The organism is Janthinobacterium sp. SUN206 (assembly GCF_030587305.1).
GTDB classification, from domain to species: Bacteria; Pseudomonadota; Gammaproteobacteria; order Burkholderiales; family Burkholderiaceae_D; genus Janthinobacterium; species Janthinobacterium kumbetense.
This window is the reverse complement of record NZ_JAPWIB010000006.1, coordinates 141696-157996: the sequence shown is the minus strand read 5'-3', so window position 1 is coordinate 157996 and position 16301 is coordinate 141696. Positions and strand designations below refer to the sequence as shown.

At 64.0% G+C, this 16301-nt stretch carries 15 protein-coding genes; 3 read left to right on the top strand and 12 right to left on the bottom strand.

Going from position 1 to position 16301, the window contains the following annotated elements:
* Positions 1-84 precede the first annotated feature (84 nt).
* Positions 85-2196, top strand: a complete 2112-nt coding sequence (locus O3300_RS26680) for a bifunctional diguanylate cyclase/phosphodiesterase (RefSeq protein WP_305054589.1) — start codon at positions 85-87, stop codon at positions 2194-2196.
* Here the strand turns inward: O3300_RS26680 and glcF are convergent.
* Genes glcF through O3300_RS26665 form a run of 3 tightly spaced genes read right to left on the bottom strand, consistent with a single transcriptional unit; the run spans position 2189 to position 6009 of the window.
* Positions 2189-3427: a glycolate oxidase subunit GlcF gene (gene glcF / locus O3300_RS26675; protein ID WP_305054588.1), complete on the bottom strand. Its 1239-nt coding sequence runs from the start codon at positions 3425-3427 to the stop codon at positions 2189-2191. The genes O3300_RS26680 and glcF overlap by 8 nt on opposite strands.
* A gap of 4 nt (positions 3428-3431) precedes the next feature.
* Positions 3432-4502 (bottom strand): glycolate oxidase subunit GlcE, encoded by a 1071-nt coding sequence (gene glcE / locus O3300_RS26670; RefSeq protein WP_305054587.1) that lies wholly within the window; start codon positions 4500-4502, stop codon positions 3432-3434.
* 16 nt (positions 4503-4518) lie between these two features.
* Positions 4519-6009, bottom strand: coding sequence for an FAD-linked oxidase C-terminal domain-containing protein (locus O3300_RS26665; RefSeq protein ID WP_305054586.1), 1491 nt, complete (start codon positions 6007-6009; stop codon positions 4519-4521).
* Between the two features lie 150 nt (positions 6010-6159).
* Between O3300_RS26665 and O3300_RS26660 the strand changes: the two genes are divergently transcribed.
* Positions 6160-6714, top strand: a complete 555-nt coding sequence (locus O3300_RS26660; RefSeq protein WP_289919638.1) for a cob(I)yrinic acid a,c-diamide adenosyltransferase — start codon at positions 6160-6162, stop codon at positions 6712-6714.
* A 64-nt stretch (positions 6715-6778) separates the two neighbouring features.
* Here the strand turns inward: O3300_RS26660 and O3300_RS26655 are convergent, their stop codons facing one another.
* The 9 genes from O3300_RS26655 to O3300_RS26615 all read right to left on the bottom strand — a co-directional run bounded on the left by O3300_RS26655 (position 6779) and on the right by O3300_RS26615 (position 14779).
* Positions 6779-6967, bottom strand: a complete 189-nt coding sequence (locus tag O3300_RS26655; RefSeq protein WP_099665483.1) for a hypothetical protein — start codon at positions 6965-6967, stop codon at positions 6779-6781.
* 96 nt (positions 6968-7063) lie between these two features.
* Entirely contained in the window at positions 7064-7255 is a 192-nt protein-coding gene (locus O3300_RS26650) for a hypothetical protein (protein ID WP_099665484.1), read from the bottom strand.
* A gap of 72 nt (positions 7256-7327) precedes the next feature.
* Positions 7328-7708, bottom strand: coding sequence for a glutaredoxin family protein (locus O3300_RS26645; RefSeq protein ID WP_251351030.1), 381 nt, complete (start codon positions 7706-7708; stop codon positions 7328-7330).
* 66 nt (positions 7709-7774) lie between these two features.
* Complete coding sequence (locus tag O3300_RS26640) at positions 7775-7972, bottom strand: hypothetical protein (RefSeq protein ID WP_099665485.1); 198 nt, start codon at positions 7970-7972, stop codon at positions 7775-7777.
* Positions 7973-8248: 276 nt separating this feature from the next.
* Positions 8249-9334, bottom strand: coding sequence for a cytochrome-c peroxidase (locus O3300_RS26635; protein WP_305054584.1), 1086 nt, complete (start codon positions 9332-9334; stop codon positions 8249-8251).
* 140 nt (positions 9335-9474) lie between these two features.
* The gene (locus tag O3300_RS26630) at positions 9475-11616 is read right to left on the bottom strand and encodes an FUSC family protein (RefSeq protein ID WP_257218743.1); all 2142 of its coding nucleotides are present in this window, start codon (positions 11614-11616) and stop codon (positions 9475-9477) included.
* A 131-nt stretch (positions 11617-11747) separates the two neighbouring features.
* Complete coding sequence (gene dxs, locus O3300_RS26625; RefSeq protein WP_289900412.1) at positions 11748-13619, bottom strand: 1-deoxy-D-xylulose-5-phosphate synthase; 1872 nt, start codon at positions 13617-13619, stop codon at positions 11748-11750.
* Positions 13620-14519 carry a polyprenyl synthetase family protein gene (locus O3300_RS26620; RefSeq protein ID WP_305054583.1) on the bottom strand — a complete coding sequence of 300 codons (900 nt, stop codon included), beginning with the start codon at positions 14517-14519 and terminating at the stop codon, positions 13620-13622. It abuts the gene before it with no gap.
* 8 nt (positions 14520-14527) lie between these two features.
* On the bottom strand, positions 14528-14779 hold the full coding sequence (locus O3300_RS26615) for an exodeoxyribonuclease VII small subunit (protein ID WP_251351026.1): 252 nt from the start codon (positions 14777-14779) through the stop codon (positions 14528-14530).
* Between the two features lie 405 nt (positions 14780-15184).
* Here O3300_RS26615 and O3300_RS26610 point away from each other — a divergent pair, with 405 nt between their 5' ends.
* Entirely contained in the window at positions 15185-16285 is a 1101-nt protein-coding gene (locus tag O3300_RS26610) for an aromatic ring-hydroxylating dioxygenase subunit alpha (RefSeq protein WP_251351025.1), read from the top strand.
* Positions 16286-16301: the final 16 nt, after the last annotated feature.

The window sequence follows — 16301 nt, the reverse complement described above, 5'->3', positions numbered from 1 at the left end:
GTGATAATGTTTACATAATTATTCGCAGATATCGATCATAAAACGATGCCAGTCTTTGGGAAAATATTATCTTCATGGATGCGGATGGGCAGTTATTCCCGCCTCTTCATCCCTATTACCTTCCTGATACTCGCCGTTTCCGCCTTTCGCTATCACGCCCTGCTCGGGACGGAAACGGCGCTGGCCAATGCCCGCTACCAGAGCGAAGCCCGGCAACTCGACCTGTTCCTGGCCAATAGCGTGCTGCCGCTGGCCGTGCATACGGACCGGCATGCGATGCACGACAGCGTGCGGCAAGTGCTGCGCAGCGCCCTGCCGCTGAACCGCAGCCTCGCCGCCATGCGCTGGGATACGGCTGGCGCGCATATCGAAGTGCTGGCCGACAACAAGCTGACCGACACGCCGGCCGACGGCGTGCCGGCGTGGTTTGCACGCCTGGCGGGCATGGCGGCCATCCGCAGCCGCCTGACGGTGGCGCTGCCGGATGGCGGCGACGGCATCCTCGACGTGCATTACACGCCCGGCCTGCCCCTGGCGCAGGTATGGCAACGGGTGCGCGGGCAGGCCGTCCTCAGCACCATCAACATCGTCCTCGTCTTCCTCCTGCTGGGCTTGATCCTGGCGTCGCACCGCAAGCTGCTGGCGCGGCTCGTGCAGGCGACGGACCGCTTCCGCGATGGCAACTTCGCCGTGCGCCTGGCGGCCGGCGCCACGCCCGAAGCGCAAGCCGTGTCGCAGTCGTTCAACGGCATGGCCGGCGATATCGAAGAATTGCTGACCTCGCTGAAGACCAGCCAGCGCCAGCTGGGCGAGCAGTTGAACGAAACCGTGCACATGCAGCAGGCGCTGCAAAAGCTGTCATGGCAAAACTACAATGACGTGCTGACGGGCTTGCCCAACCGCGCCGCGCTGGCCGCCCGCTTCGAACAGGAGCTGTTCCTGGCGCGCGAACGCCAGCGCCTGCTGGCCGTCTGCCTGTTCGACCTCGACCACTTCCAGGCCATCAACGACCGCTACGGCGCCGAAGCGGGCGATGAAATCCTCAAGCAGGTGGCCGGCCGCCTGCATGGCTTTACGGGCCAGATCCACTACGCGGCGCGCCTGGGCGGCGATGAATTCGTCCTGCTGCTGTGCGGCCAGGCCAGCATCGCCAGCATCGAACAGAACATCACGCAATTGCTGCAGGAACTGAGCCGCCCCTACCAGGGCGACCAGCAGGCGCTGCACGTGACGGCCAGCGTCGGCATCGCCGTCTACGCGGGCAAGGACTTGAATACGGAAAGCCTGCTGCGCCACGCCGACCACGCCGTCTACCAGGCGAAACTGACGGGGCGCAACCAGTACCACTTCTTCGACACCAACCTCGATGAAGAAGTGCGCACCCACCACAACCAGCGCACGGAAGTGCGCCAGGCCCTGATCAATGGCGAACTGCGGCTGTACTACCAGCCCAAGGTGAACATGCGCGCCGGCACGGTGGTAGGCATGGAAGCGCTGCTGCGCTGGCAGCACCCGCGCCGCGGCGTGCTGGCGCCCGCGCAATTCCTGCCGCTGGTGGAACAGACGGATCTGATCATCGACATCGGTGAATGGGTGCTGCGCCAGGCCCTGTGGCAGATGCAGCGCTGGGTCGCTTGCGGCAAGCACTGGGTCGTCAGCGTGAATATCGCGGCGCGCCACTTCCAGCAACCGGACTTCGTTTCGCGCCTGGAAACCATCCTCGGCGAATTTCCCGGCGTGCGCGCCAGCATGCTGGAACTGGAAATCCTCGAATCGTCGGCCCTGCACGACATCGAAGACGTGCGCCGCATCATCCGCGCCTGCCAGGCGCTGGGCATCACCTTCGCGCTCGACGATTTCGGCACCGGCTACTCGTCGATGTCATACCTGAAACGCCTGCCGGCGAATATCGTCAAGATCGACCAGAGCTTCGTGCGCAACATGCTCAACGACCGCGACGACCTGCACCTGGTGCGCGCCGTCATCGGCCTGGCCCGCTCCTTCAACTTGACGGTGATCGCCGAAGGCGTGGAAAGCGTCGAGCATGGCGCGCGATTGATCCAGCTGGGCTGCGACCTGGCGCAAGGCTACGGCATCGCCCGCCCCATGCCGGCCGACGCCGTGCTGGAATGGGCCAACAATTTCATCCCGGCGCCGCAATGGCGCATCGCCCAATACAACGAAGTGCCTATTTGACCAGGGTCAAGGCGGAGTCGATCAATTCGATCCAGTGCCGCACGGGCGTCTCCGTGCCCGACTGCAGGTGGCTCAGGCAGCCGATATTCGCCGACACGATCATCTCCGGCTCGCACGCTTCCAGGTTCGCCACCTTGTTGTCGCGCAACTGTTGCGACAGTGCCGGCTGCAGGATCGAATACGTGCCCGCCGAACCGCAGCACAGATGGCTGTCGGCGCACAGGCGCACGTCGACGCCGACGGCGCGCAGCACCTGCTCCACCTTGCCGCGCACCTGCTGGCCGTGCTGCAGGGTGCACGGCGGGTGGTACGCCACTCGCTTGCCGATGCGCCCTTGCAGCAGCGCCACCAGTTCCGCCTCGAACGCGGGCATGATCTCGGACAAGTCGCGCGTCAATTCTGCGATGCGCCGCGCCTTGTCCGCATAGCGGGCGTCGTGCGCCAGCAGATGGCCATATTCCTTCACCGTGGCGCCGCAGCCGGAGGCCGTCATGACGATGGCTTCCGCGCTGTCCACGCAATCGACGTAGGGCCACCAGGCGTCGATATTGCGGCGCATGTCGTCCAGCGCCGCTTCCTGGTCGTTCAAGTGATGGCGCAGCGCGCCGCAGCAGCCCGCCTTAGTCGCGACGATCAATTGCACGCCCAGGGCATCGAGCACGCGCGCCGTGGCTGCGTTGATGTTCGGCGACATGGCCGGCTGCACGCAGCCGTCGAGCAGCAGCATGGTGCGCGCATGCCGGCGCGCGGGCCATGCGCCGGCCTTTTCTCCCGGACGCAGCTTGTCCTGCAAGCCTTTCGACAGCAAGGGCCGCAGCGCCTGCCCCGCCTTGTACACGGGCGTAAACAGCCAGCGGCGCGGCAAGGCTTCCTTCAGGGCGAAGCGCAGCGCCCGTTCGCGCAAGGGGCGCTGCACGCGCTGTTCGACGACGTTGCGGCCGATGTCGACCAGGCGCCCGTACTGCACCCCGGACGGACAGGTCGAGTCGCAGTTGCGGCAGGTCAGACAGCGGTCCAGGTGCGTCTGCGTCTTGGCCGTGACGGGCGCGCCTTCGAGCACTTGCTTGATCAGGTAGATGCGTCCACGGGGGCCATCGAGTTCATCGCCCAGCAACTGGTAGGTGGGACAGGTGGCCGTGCAAAAGCCGCAATGCACGCAGGCGCGCAGGATGGCTTCGGCTTCGTCGCCTGCCGGCGTATTCTTGATGAAATCGGCGAGATTGGTTTGCATGCGCTCAAGTCATTCTGTGCGGGTTGAAGATGCCGGCCGGGTCGAAAGCGTGCCGCAGGCGCTGGTGGATTTTTTCAATGGCCGGCGCCAGCGGGTGGAACACGCCCACGGCCTTGTCGCCGCCGCGGAACAGGGTGGCGTGGCCCCCAAGCGCGGCCACGGCTTGGCGGATGTGCTGGCTGCCTGCCGCATCGGCGTCGCCGTCGAGCTTGAGCCAGCGCTGCGCCCCGCCCCATTCGATCAGCTGGCGCCCCATTAAAATCACGGCGCTGGCGTGCGGCGGCAGCGACAGGCGCCACAGGCTGCCCGCACCCGCGAAGAAAGCGTGCGTCTGTTCGCGCACGGACAGCCAGAAGGCGGCCGCGTCTTCGGCTGCCAGCAGCTCGCCTTTCAAGGATGTCAGGGCCGCCGACACGGCCGCCTCGGCGCCGGACAGGCGCACGCTCAAGACGCCGTCATGCCAGCAACTGGCGGAAATGGGCAGCGGCTTGCCCGCCCATTCATTGAGCATGCGCAAGGCGGCGATTTCAGCGCATTCCAGGCGCAAGGTCGCTTCGCGCAGCGGCAAGGGCAGCACTTTCAGCGACACTTCCAGGATCAGGCCCAGGGTACCCAGCGAGCCCGCCAGCAGGCGCGAGACATCGTAGCCGGCCACGTTCTTCATCACCTGCCCGCCGAAGGCCAGGCGCTGGCCATGGCCATCCATCAGCACGGAGCCCAGCACAAAGTCGCGCAAGGCTCCCGCGCTGGCGCGGCGCGGGCCAGACAGGGCGCTGGCGACGACGCCGCCCACCGTGGCGCCCGGCCCGAAATGGGGCGGCTCGAAGGCCAGCATCTGGTTGCGCGCGGCCAGCGCCGCCTCGATCTCGGCAAGCGGCGTGCCGCAGCGGGCCGTGATCACCAGCTCCGTCGGCTCATAGTCGATGATGCCCGCATACGCGCGCGTATCGAGCACCTCGCCTGCCAGCTGCTGGCCATACCAGTCTTTCGTGCCGCCGCCGCGCAGGCGCAAGGGGCGGCCTGCCGCGCTGGCCGCCAGGATCTGCTGCCTGAATTGTTCCGCTATCGCTTGCAAATGAGTCTCCGGAAAATTAAAAACGGGGCAGGTTGGCGAACGGCAGGCGTCCCGCCGTCACATGCATCTTGCCGAATTCGGCGCAGCGGTTCAAGGTGGGAATCGCCTTGTCCGGGTTCAGCAAGGCGTGGGGATCGAAGGCGCGCTTGACGGCAAAGAAGGCATCGAGTTCGGCGCGCGTAAATTGCACGCACATGGAATTGATCTTTTCCATGCCCACGCCATGTTCGCCCGTGATGGTGCCGCCCACGGCCACGCACAGGGCCAGGATGTCCGCGCCAAACGCTTCGGCGCGCTCGAATTCGCCGGGCATGTTGGCGTCGAACAGGATCAGCGGATGCAGATTGCCGTCGCCCGCGTGGAACACGTTGGCGCAGCGCAAGCCATGCGTCGTTTCCATGCCGGCGATGCCCGTCAGGACTTCGGCCAGGCGCTTGCGCGGGATGGTGCCGTCCATGCAGTAGTAGTCGGGCGAGATGCGCCCCGCCGCGGGAAAGGCATTCTTGCGGCCGGACCAGAATTTCATGCGCTCCGCTTCCGACTGCGACACGGCGATGGCGCTGGCGCCCGCCCCTTCCAGCACGGCCGTCATGCGGGCGATTTCCTCTTCCACTTCCTCGTGCGTGCCATCCGCTTCGCACAGCAAGATGGCGGCCGCGTCGATGTCGTAGCCGGCCTTGACGAACGGTTCGACCATGCGCGACGACGTCCGGTCCATCATTTCCAGGCCGGCCGGGATGATGCCGGCCGCGATCACGTTGGCCACGGCATTGCCGCCCGTGACGACGTCGTCAAAGGATGCCATGATGACCCTCGCCGTGGCCGGCTTCGGGATCAGCTTGACCGTCACTTCCGTGACGATGCCCAGCATGCCTTCGGAGCCGATGAAGACGGCCAGCAAGTCGAGGCCGGGCGAGTCCAGGCATTCGCCGCCCAGTTCCAGCACGTCACCGTCAATGGTAACAACCCGCACGCGCAGCACATTGTGCACGGTCAAGCCGTATTTGAGACAATGCACGCCGCCCGAGTTTTCCGCCACGTTGCCGCCGATGCTGCAGGCGATTTGCGAGGAAGGGTCGGGCGCGTAGTACAGCGCGTAGGGCGCCGCCGCTTCGGAAATGGCCAGGTTGCGCACGCCCGGCTGCACCACGGCCGTGCGCGCATACGCGTCTAGGCGCACGATGCGGTTCAAACGCGCCGTCGACAGCACCACGCCGTCGGCGATGGGCAAGGCGCCGCCCGACAGGCCCGTGCCCGCGCCGCGCGGCACGATCGGCACCTTCAACGCGCGGCAGACGCCGAGGATGGCGATGACCTGTTCTTCCGTATCCGGCAACGTCACCACCATCGGCAGCTGGCGGTAGGCGGCCAGGCCATCGCATTCGTACGGGCGCGTATCTTCGGCGTCGGACAGCACGCAGCGGGCCGGCAGCACGGTCAGCAGGGCCGCGACGACGGCTTGCTGGCGCGCGGCGGTCAATCCGGATTCAGGGGCGGCATTGAGCATAGGATGTGAGCAAAAGTGCATGGGCGTGCAACGATTGTAAGCACAAAAGCGGCGCACAGCGCATTTTTTGTCCTATTTGCGGGCAAATCCGGGGCCAGGCGGTGCGCGGTGTCGTATGCTGCCCCCATTCTTCTTTACAGGATCGACATCATGGGCAACCGACTTTCGAAAATCGCCACGCGCACGGGCGACAATGGCAGCACCGGCCTGGGCGACGGCAGCCGCACCAGCAAGGACAGTGTCCGCATCCATGCCATGGGCGACGTGGACGAACTCAATTCGAATCTGGGATTGCTGCTGTGCGAAGCCATGCCCGACGCCTTGCGCGGCGAACTGGTGGCCATCCAGCACGATCTGTTCGACCTGGGCGGAGAAATCTGCATCCCCGGCTACCAGCTGATCAAGGAAGAGCACGTGCTGCGCCTCGACGACCTGCTGGCGAAATACAATGCGGACTTGCCGGCCTTGAGCGAATTCATCCTGCCGGCCGGTTCGCGCGCCGCCTCGCTGGCGCATGTGTGCCGCACCGTGTGCCGCCGCGCCGAGCGCAGCATCGTCGCGCTGGCCAATGCGGAACCGCTGCACGAACATCCGCGCCAGTACGTGAACCGCCTGTCGGACCTGCTGTTCGTACTGTCGCGCGTGCTGAACCGCTTTGCCGGCGGCAGCGACGTGCTGTGGCGGCATGACCGCACGCGGGGATGAAATAAAAAACGGCGATGCCTGTCAAACCGCATCGCCATGCTTTATCCGGCTGACCGGGTGTTACTCAGCCGCAGGCCTGAAGACACGCTTTATTGGCGCGGACGCATGAGGGAACACTGAACTCCATGACGCAGGCATCGAGCGCCATATAGCACTCGGATTGGCATTCCGATATATCGGCGGTACTGCTGGCCATGGCATACGAGGCGCTGACGCCCGTGGCGAACAGAAAGAAACCCAGCTTTTTGAACATAAGCACTCCTTTGCGGCAATAAGGGACGGCAGGATGGATAAAGTGATGCAGCCGGCCTGGCCAGCGTACTGGCCTGCCGGCAAACTTTATTGAATGCTACTCTTGCGCGCAGCTGTTGTAGCACATCTGATGAATCTTGGTGCAGGCGCCTGGCGACCTTGGATGGTCGGTCATGCACTGGTCCAGCCCTTCATCGCATTGCGAATAGCATTCCGGCTCGCCGCCGGCGATCGCATACGAGGCGCTGAGGCCCATGGCAAACAAAAAGAAACCCAGTTTTTTGAACATAAGCACTCCTGTTGAATTGACAGACGATGACGTACATCCATGGCGCGCCGTCTCTTACGCGCCATCCGGCAATCAGATTTTCTTCAGCGCCGCTTCCAGCGCGCCCGTATTGAAACCCTGGATCTTGCGGTTGCCGATCAACACCACGGGCACGCCGCCGCCGCCGAGTTCTTCATGGGCTTTTTTCGCTTCCGGCGATTTTTCGATATCGAGATCGACAAAGTCGATCTTGTTTTCCTTGAAGTACGCGCGCGTCTTGGCGCAATAGCCGCACCAGTCCGTGCCGTACAACACCACCTTCGCCTGGGCATTCGGGAAATACGCGGCGTAATTGCCTTCCGTGTAAGTCGATTTGAATAAACCAGGCAATAAAGACAGGCCATAACCGCTGCCCAGGCCGGCGGCCAGAATCACGCAATACATGGCAATGGTTTTAATTTTCTTTTGCATCATGAAGCCACCTTGACGTCGTTACTTCCAAGCCGGAGCAATGCTTGCGCCCCGGCACACCTGGTTTTCTTAATTCAAGGCGCAATCGGCCTTGCATGCATTTAACAAATCCTTGCACGTGTTGCTGGAATGGCCAGAGTCGAGGCAATCGGTAAAGCTGCCATAGCACTCGCGCTGGCAGTCGCTCAAACCATTGCCGGCTGCTCCCACCGAATAGGACGCGCTGACACCGACGGCGAACAGGAAAAGTGCGATCTTCTTAAACATTTTCTACCTTTCGATTGACGTGGAAAAACAATGCCACTTGCGCTTAACTGCTTATTACCTTATAGAATTTATATCGTACAAAATCGAATATAGACCGCACTTATTTTAGAGTCAACGTTTCCTTCCGATAAATTTCCAATTTGGAAAATATATCGGGAAAGCCCCATGAATGTGGAATTTGGAGAGATTGGGAGGCGCCAAACGTCTATACAATATCGGCGCCGCAAGCAAGTAAAGGCCGGCTGCGGGCGCAGCCGGCCGAGCGGCCATAGCAGGCTATAGCACTTCGAGAAAACTCTTCAACGCGATGATTTCATCGGACGTCAGCTGCAAGCGCTGCAGCAGGGGCGACGTGACGGGAAACTTCGGATCGGCCGCCTGCTGTGCGTTCTGCGGCACGGGGCGCGACATGCCCGCGTTATACATGTTCAACATGCCCACCATCTGCGCGAACGCGCCATTGTGCATCCACGGCCCCGATTGCGCCACGCCGCGCAAGCCCGGCGTGCGGAACTTGCCCACGTCCTCATTCTTGCCCGTCACCAGATAGCGCCCCAGGTCTTCATACTTGCGGCTGCCGTAATTGCTCAGCCCGAGGTTGTGGAATTGCTGGTCCGTCAGCAAGGCGCCGCTGTGGCAAGTCATGCAGCGCGCCTTGGTGCGGAACAGGTGCAGGCCCAGCAGCTCGCGGTCGTTCAAGGCCGTGCGTTCGCCCTCCAGGAAGGTATCGAAACGCGTGACGGGCGGCAGCAGGGTGCGCTGGTAGTCGGCCAGCGCCGTCAGGATGCGCGGCAAGGTCACGCCGGCGCCCCGGCCGAAGGCCGCGTCGAACTGCGCCGGGTAGTCGCCCTGTGCGGCCAGCTTGGCGGGCAATTGCGCAGCCACGGCCGCCATTTCATCCGGATGCTGCAAGGGGCCCAGCGCCTGCTCTTCCAGGGTGCTGGCGCGGCCATCCCAGAACAGCATCCTGACCTGCGCCACGCCCAGCAAGCCCGGCGTATTGCGCTGTCCCAGCCGCCCCTCGTGTCCCACGGAAACGCGCTTGCTGTCGGCGAAGCTGTGCGCGGGACTGTGGCAGCTGATGCAGGCCACCGCGTTCGAGCGCGACAAACGGGGATCGTTGAACAGACGCTGCCCCAGCGCCGCGACGGCCGGTGCCACGGGCGGCACAGGTATGGCCGATACGGGCGCCATTTCCGCGGCGGCCACGCCGACGGGCAGGTGCGGACGGGGCCAGTCGGCAATGGGACGGACATACGCCTGGCGCAGACAGGCTGCATTCCAGCCCGCCGGCGTGGCGCAAACGGTGGTAGTGGCTTCGCGCGCCGCCGCATCCCCTCCTGCAGGCAATCCCACTGTCATGGCCAGCAGCGCTGCGGCCCCCCATCCGGTCTTTCCTGCTGTAAATCTATACACGTCGCTCATTCCTCTTTTGTACGCTGGCTTCAAGCAATGATAACCAGCAACATGGCAGCAGCACAGCGAAAGGGGACAGGGCTTGTCTATTCGGCGATCTGCGTCAATTTTCCCGGCGTTTCCTCCGCCTGCGCCTGCACATGTTCGCGCAGCAAGCCGCGCAGCAACTGCACCTGCGCCACGGCATCGGCCTGCAGGGGCGTCAGGCTGTCGGCAACGCAGGGACCAGGCGCGCTGGCGTCGGCGGCGCCGCGCAGCAAGGCATCGATTTCCCCGCTGACCCCGGCGATCCACTGCTGCAGTGCGGGCGGCGCCGGCTCGGCCTGGGGACTCAGGCTGATGCGCGCCGTGCTGCCCGCCACGCGGCGCAACAGCGGCAAGGTGCGCAGCGCCGCCAGGCCCACGCCGCTGCTGCGGTCCAGGCGGCGCTCGATGCGCAAGCGCTGCAAAACCTGTTCCGCGTTATTGCTGGCCAGCCCCGCCTCGCGGCGCAGGCGCGCGATGGCGCTGTCCCATTTGCCGCCCGCCGCCAGCACGGCCAGCAAGTATTTCAGGTTGGCCGACACGGCCTTCGCCAGGCGCTGGTCCAGGTCGTCCGCCTCGCGGTCGGGCCACAGGAAAAACGTGGCCAGCAAGGCCAGCACGCAGCCCAGCACATTGTTGCCCAGACGGCTCATCGCATACACCATCTCGCTAGCCGGCGCCGCATAGTCGGCCACCAGCACGAAGGCGGGCGTCATGAACAGCACATGCAGGCTGTAGCTGACGCGGCGCAAGGCCATGGTGGCGACGATCAGGGGAAACACCACCAGCGAGATGCCCAGCGGCGTGTAAATGACCAGGCCGATCAGCACGGCCAGCACGGCGCCCAGCACGCTGCCCGCCACCCGCTCGATGCCGCGCGGCCAGGTGGTCGACACGGACGGCTGCAGTATCAGCAAGGTCGCCATGGTGGCCCAGTAGCCGAACGGAATATGCAAGGCCTCGACCAGCAGGAAGCCGGCCGTCGTCGCCAGCGACACGCGCGCCGCATGGCGCCAGCTCAGCGACTGCGGCGTGGCGTTGACTTTCGCCGTCTGCCACGCCTGCCCCAGCGCCAGGAAGGCCGCTTCGCGCCACGGCAGCTGCGCCGCGCGCGGCAAGCCCAGCTCCATGAAGTCCACGTTCAGGCGCAGCGGCAGCAAGGCGCCCAGCGCCGCTTCCAGGCGCCGTCCGCAGCCAGCCAGGCGGCGCTGCAATTCCAGCGGCGGCGTTTCCGGCTGGCGCTGCACGGCTTGCCCCAGGCGGCGCAGCAGCACGGCCATCACTTCCAGGCTGCGCCGCGCGCGCGGGTCCTGGCGCAGGCGCTGCTGCTCGCGCTCGCACGTATGCGTGACGGCGATCAGATAGGCGAAGATGCGCTCGGCGTCGCTGAGCGCCAGCAGCAGGTTGTCGTACAGGGCGCTGCGGCCCGCGCGCGCGGGCGGTACGGCGGCCAGCGCCACGCGCGCCGCTTCCAGCGCGGCGCGCGCCTGCGAACGGTAGCTGGCGCCATGCGCGGCAACGTCCGCCTGCGCCGCATCATGTGCGAGGAAGCGCGCATTGTCGCGCGCGATGCCGGCCAGGCGCGAATACGCGGCGCGGATGGCGCGCCGGCTCGGGCCGAACGGGTGGATGCGCCAGACGGTAAAACTGAGCACGGTGGCGAACAGGCAGCCGAACATGTACAGGCCCAGGAAAGGCGCCGTCTGCGTCATCGATGCCAGCGGATGCGTGACCATCACCACGCACGCCGTGGCGGCCAGGATGGCCACCTGCGCCGTGGCCGCGCCCCAGATGCGCGCCAGCGCGCCGGCCCAGGAAAACAGCAGCACGGCGATGGCGGCCGTCGCCACGCCATGGCCGGCCGCCAGCGCCGTCAGGCCGCCGGCCACGGTCGACAGCAAGCCGAAGCCCACCATCGAGACGAAGCGCATGCGCCGCGTGCCGGCCGCGTCGGCCAGGCAGGTCCAGAAGGCGCCGATGGCGGCCCAAGAAAAATCGGGATGGTCGAACAGCAGGCCCAGCAGCAACATGGCGCTCGAGGCGCACGCGGCCCGCAAGCCTTCGGACAGATTCGTTTCATCGATGGCCAGGCTGACCATCCACAGGGGACGGCGCTGCGCCAGGGTGTCGGTATAGGCGTGCACGCCCGTCAGCCAGCGGCCGGCCAGTGCGCGCGAACGGCGGTGAAGTTTCCTGAGATACAAGTTGGACTTTGAAAGGGTATCAAAGCGTCATCGTAGCATTCCCGGGCGAAAAATGTTGCAGTGCAACGTAAAATCCCCGAGGGCGAAAAAAAAGCGACACCGCGGTGTCGCTTTTCCGTATGCAAGCCAGCTTAGCTGACAGCTGCCAGGCGCGGCGGCTGCGTGCCGCCAAAGCGCTGTTCGATCGAGGCGGCGATGCCGCTGGCGTCCAGGCCGACGCTTTTCAGCAGCTGCACGGGGTCGCCATGGTCGATGAAGGTGTCGGGCAAGCCCAGCATCAGGATAGGCTTGACGATGCCCTCCGCCGCCAGCGCTTCGGCCACGGCCGAACCGGCGCCGCCCATGATGCAGCCCTCTTCCACCGTCACCAGGTAATCGTGCTCGGCAGCCAGCTGTTTCACCAGCGCCACGTCGAGCGGCTTGACGAAGCGCATGTTGGCCACCGTCGCGTCGAGCTTCTCGCCCGCCGCCACGCTAGTCGCCACCATCGAACCGAAGGCCAGGATGGCGATGCGCTGGCCCTGGCGCTTGATCTCGCCCTTGCCGATCTCGATGCTGGTCAGTTCCGGCACGATGGCCACGCCCGCGCCGGCGCCGCGCGGATAGCGGATGGCGGCCGGGCCAGGGTAGTGGTAGCCCGTGGTCAGCATTTGCCGGCATTCGTTTTCATCCGACGCGGCCATGATGACCATGTTCGGGATGCAGCGCAGGAACGCCATGTCGTAGTTGCCCGCGTGCGTGGCGCCGTCGGCGCCCACCAGGCCGGCGCGGTCCAGCGCGAACGTCACGTCCAGGTTTTGCAGGGCCACGTCGTGGATCAGCTGGTCGTAGGCGCGCTGCAGGAAGGTGGAATAGATGGCGACGACGGGTTTCAAGCCTTCGCAAGCCAGGCCCGCGCCGAACGTCACGGAATGCTGCTCGGCAATGCCGACGTCGAAGTAGCGGGTCGGGAATTTCTGTTCGAACTTGACCATGCCCGAGCCTTCGCGCATGGCCGGCGTGATGCCCACCAGGCGCTTGTCGTGCGCGGCCATGTCGCACAGCCAGTTGCCGAACACTTCCGTGTACGTCATCTTGGCGGGCGCCGTGGCCGGCTTGATGCCTTCGGCCGGGTTGAACTTGCCCGTGCCGTGGTACAAAATCGGTTCCGCTTCGGCCAGCTTGTAGCCCTGCCCCTTCTTGGTCACCACGTGCAGGAATTGCGGACCCTTCAATTGCTTGATATTTTGCAAGGTCGGGATCAGCGAATCGAGGTCATGGCCGTCGATGGGGCCGATGTAATTGAAACCGAATTCTTCGAACATGGTGGCGGGTACGACCATGCCCTTGGCGTGTTCTTCAAAGCGCTTCGCCAGTTCCAGCACGGGGCCGGGCAAGACGGACTTGCCGACATTTTTCGCGGCCGCATAGAACTGGCCCGACATCAATCGCGCCAGGTGGCGGTTCAGCGCGCCCACGGGCGGCGAGATCGACATGTCGTTGTCGTTCAAAATCACCAGCAGGTTGACGTCTTCCTGCACGCCCGCATTGTTCATCGCCTCGAAAGCCATGCCGGCCGTCATCGAACCGTCGCCGATCACGGCGATCGCGTGCAGCGGGTCGCCCTTGATCTTGGCCGCTTGCGCCATGCCCAGCGCGGCGGAAATCGACGTCGACGAGTGCGCCGTGCCGAAGGTGTCGTATTCGCTCTCGTCGCGCTTCGGGAAGCCGGAAATGCCGTCTTTCTGGCGCAGTGTGTGCATGCGCTCGCGGCGGCCCGTGAGGATCTTGTGCGAATAGGTCTGGTGGCCCACGTCCCAGACGATGCGGTCGTGCGGCGTGTTGAAGACGTAATGCAGCGCGACGGTCAGCTCGACCGTGCCCAGGTTGGACGACAGGTGGCCGCCCGTCTTGGAAACGGAATCGAGCAGGAAGCTGCGCAATTCCTGGGCCAGCGGCACCAGTTGCGAGCGGGCCAGCTTGCGCACTTGCGCTGGTTCATTGATGGTTTCTAACAGTTTCATTTATGCCTTCCGCTGCACGACCAGGTCCGCCAGCTCGCGCAAACGGCGTGCCTTGTCCCCGAATGGCGCCAGCGCCGCATGGGCGTCGCACCGCAATTGTTCTGCCAGGGCTTTCGATGGTTCCAGCCCCAGTATCGATACATAGGTGGGCTTGTTGGCGGCCGCATCCTTGCCTGCCGTCTTGCCCAGGGTGGCCGAATCGGCCGTCGCGTCGAGCACGTCGTCGACCACCTGGAACGCCAGGCCCACGGCGCGCGCATACGCGTTCAGCGCCGTCATCTCGTCCGCCGTCAAGTCCTTGCCGGCCAGCGCGCCGAGAATCACGGCCGCGCGCAGCAAGGCGCCCGTTTTGAGTTGATGCATCTGTTCCAGCTGCGGCAAGGTCAAGGCCAGGCCGACACTGTCGAGGTCGATCGCCTGGCCGCCGCACATGCCGGCAGAACCGGAAGCGTGCGCCAGCAGCTTGATCATGGCCATTTGCCGCGCGGGAGGAATCGCCGCGCCGTCGGCCAGCAGCATGAACGCCTGCGATTGCAGCGCGTCACCCACCAGCAGGGCCGTCGCCTCGTCGTAGGCGATGTGCACGGTGGGCTTGCCACGGCGCAAGGCATCGTCATCCATGCAGGGCATGTCGTCATGCACGAGCGAATACACGTGAATCATTTCCAGCGCGCAAGCAGCGCGCGCGAGGGTATCTTGATCGGCATCAAACAGTTCGCCAGCCGCCATCACCAGCAGCGGGCGCACGCGCTTGCCGCCGCCCAGCAGCGCATAGCGCATGGCAGAGTGCAGCTTGTGCGGCACGGCGTCCGCCGCCGGCAGAAACTGGTCGAGCCGGCCTTCCACGCCGGACTGGGTGCTTTGCATCCAGTCGCCGAAGGTCACGCTGTCTTGTTGCATGCTAGCCATCATTGGGCGGCCTCGCCGGCATCCGTGAACGGTTTCAACATGTCGCCTTCGAGTACTTTCACCTGCGCTTCGACACTGTCGAGCTGGGTCGCGCAATACTTGACCAGTTCCGAGCCGCGCTGATACGCCGCGACCGATGCTTCCAGCGGCAACTGGCCCGCTTCCATTTGCGTTACCAGCTGCGCCAGTTCCGCCATTGCCTCTTCAAACGAGGCCGGCACTGCGGCAGCGGCAGTTAATTTCTTCGACATAGACTCAGATCTCTTCGTGGCACGAGGGGCTTGTAGGGAGACGCCGGGGATTCCCGGCCAGCATAGAAGCGTTATTTTAGAACAAACCACACTATTAAGTGAAAACTAAAGCGCAATCGACGCGCTCAAAGTCAATAGCGTTGCCAGCTTGTCAGTAGATTTTAGCCGAATCGCCCCTCTGCGCCGGAAATTGCGCGCCAAATGACAATGTTTCTCATTAAAAGCCTATTTGCCGGGGGGTTTTGATAATGCCGAGGCCGATCCGCGCTATAATCGCCGGTTCTGTCCGAAATACCGTTTCAACAAATTTGAATTCAGGTCTTTGCGGATTCTTTCTCTCTGTAGCGGTTGCCCAGGGAATGGCCTGGGGCACTGCTGACCGTTGTACATTTATGGGGGGTTGGGATGTCCGATCTGGCTACTCACGCCAAGCTGGCGCGCTCAAACGCGCAACTTCCGGTCCACGTCTATTTTGACGAAACGCTGTTGCAGCGTGAAATGCAGCAATTGTTCCAAGCCGGCCCGCGCTATGTCGGGCATGAGCTGATGGTGCCGGAAACCGGCGATTTTGCGACCCTGGCGTCTGAGAACGAAGGGCGCATGCTCGTGCGCAACGCCAATGGCATCGAAGTGCTGTCCAACGTGTGCCGCCACCGGCAGGCGCTGATGTTCAATGGCCGCGGCAATGCGAACCATATCGTCTGCCCGCTGCACCGCTGGACCTACGACCTCAAGGGTGAACTGATCGGCGCGCCGCATTTCCCCGAGACGCCGTGCCTGAACCTGTCGAAAACGCCGCTGCAAAGCTGGAATGGCTTGCTGTTCGAGCAAAATGGCTACAACGTGATGGAAAAATTGAAAGATTTGTCCGTCTCGAAAGACCTCGACTTTTCCGGCTACATGTTCGACCACGTGGAAATCCACGAGTGCGACTACAACTGGAAGACTTTCATCGAAGTCTATCTGGAAGACTATCACGTCGAACCGTTCCACCCGGGCCTGGGCAGCTTCGTCAGCTGCGACGACCTGCGCTGGGAATTCGGTAAGGATTACAGCGTGCAGACGGTGGGCGTGCACCGCGGCTTGCAGCAAGCCGGCTCGCCTGCCTACAAGAAATGGCAAGAGCAGGTGCTGCAATTCCGTGGCGGCGAAGTGCCGCCGTACGGCGCCATCTGGCTGACCCTGTATCCGAACATCATGGTCGAATGGTATCCGCACGTGCTGGTCGTCTCGACCCTGTGGCCCGACGGCCCGCAAAAGACGCGCAACGTGGTGGAGTTCTATTACCCAGAAGAAATTGTGTTGTTCGAGCGCGACTTCGTCGAAGCGGAACGGGCTGCCTACATGGAAACCTGCGTCGAGGACGATGAAATCGCCCAACGCATGGATGCGGGCCGCAAGGCCCTGATGGCGCGCGGCGTGAGCGAAGTGGGTCCTTACCAGTCGCCGATGGAAGATGGCATGCAGCATTTCCACGAGTGGTACCGCAACAATATCGAACTGTAATCCCTCAAGGGCCGCC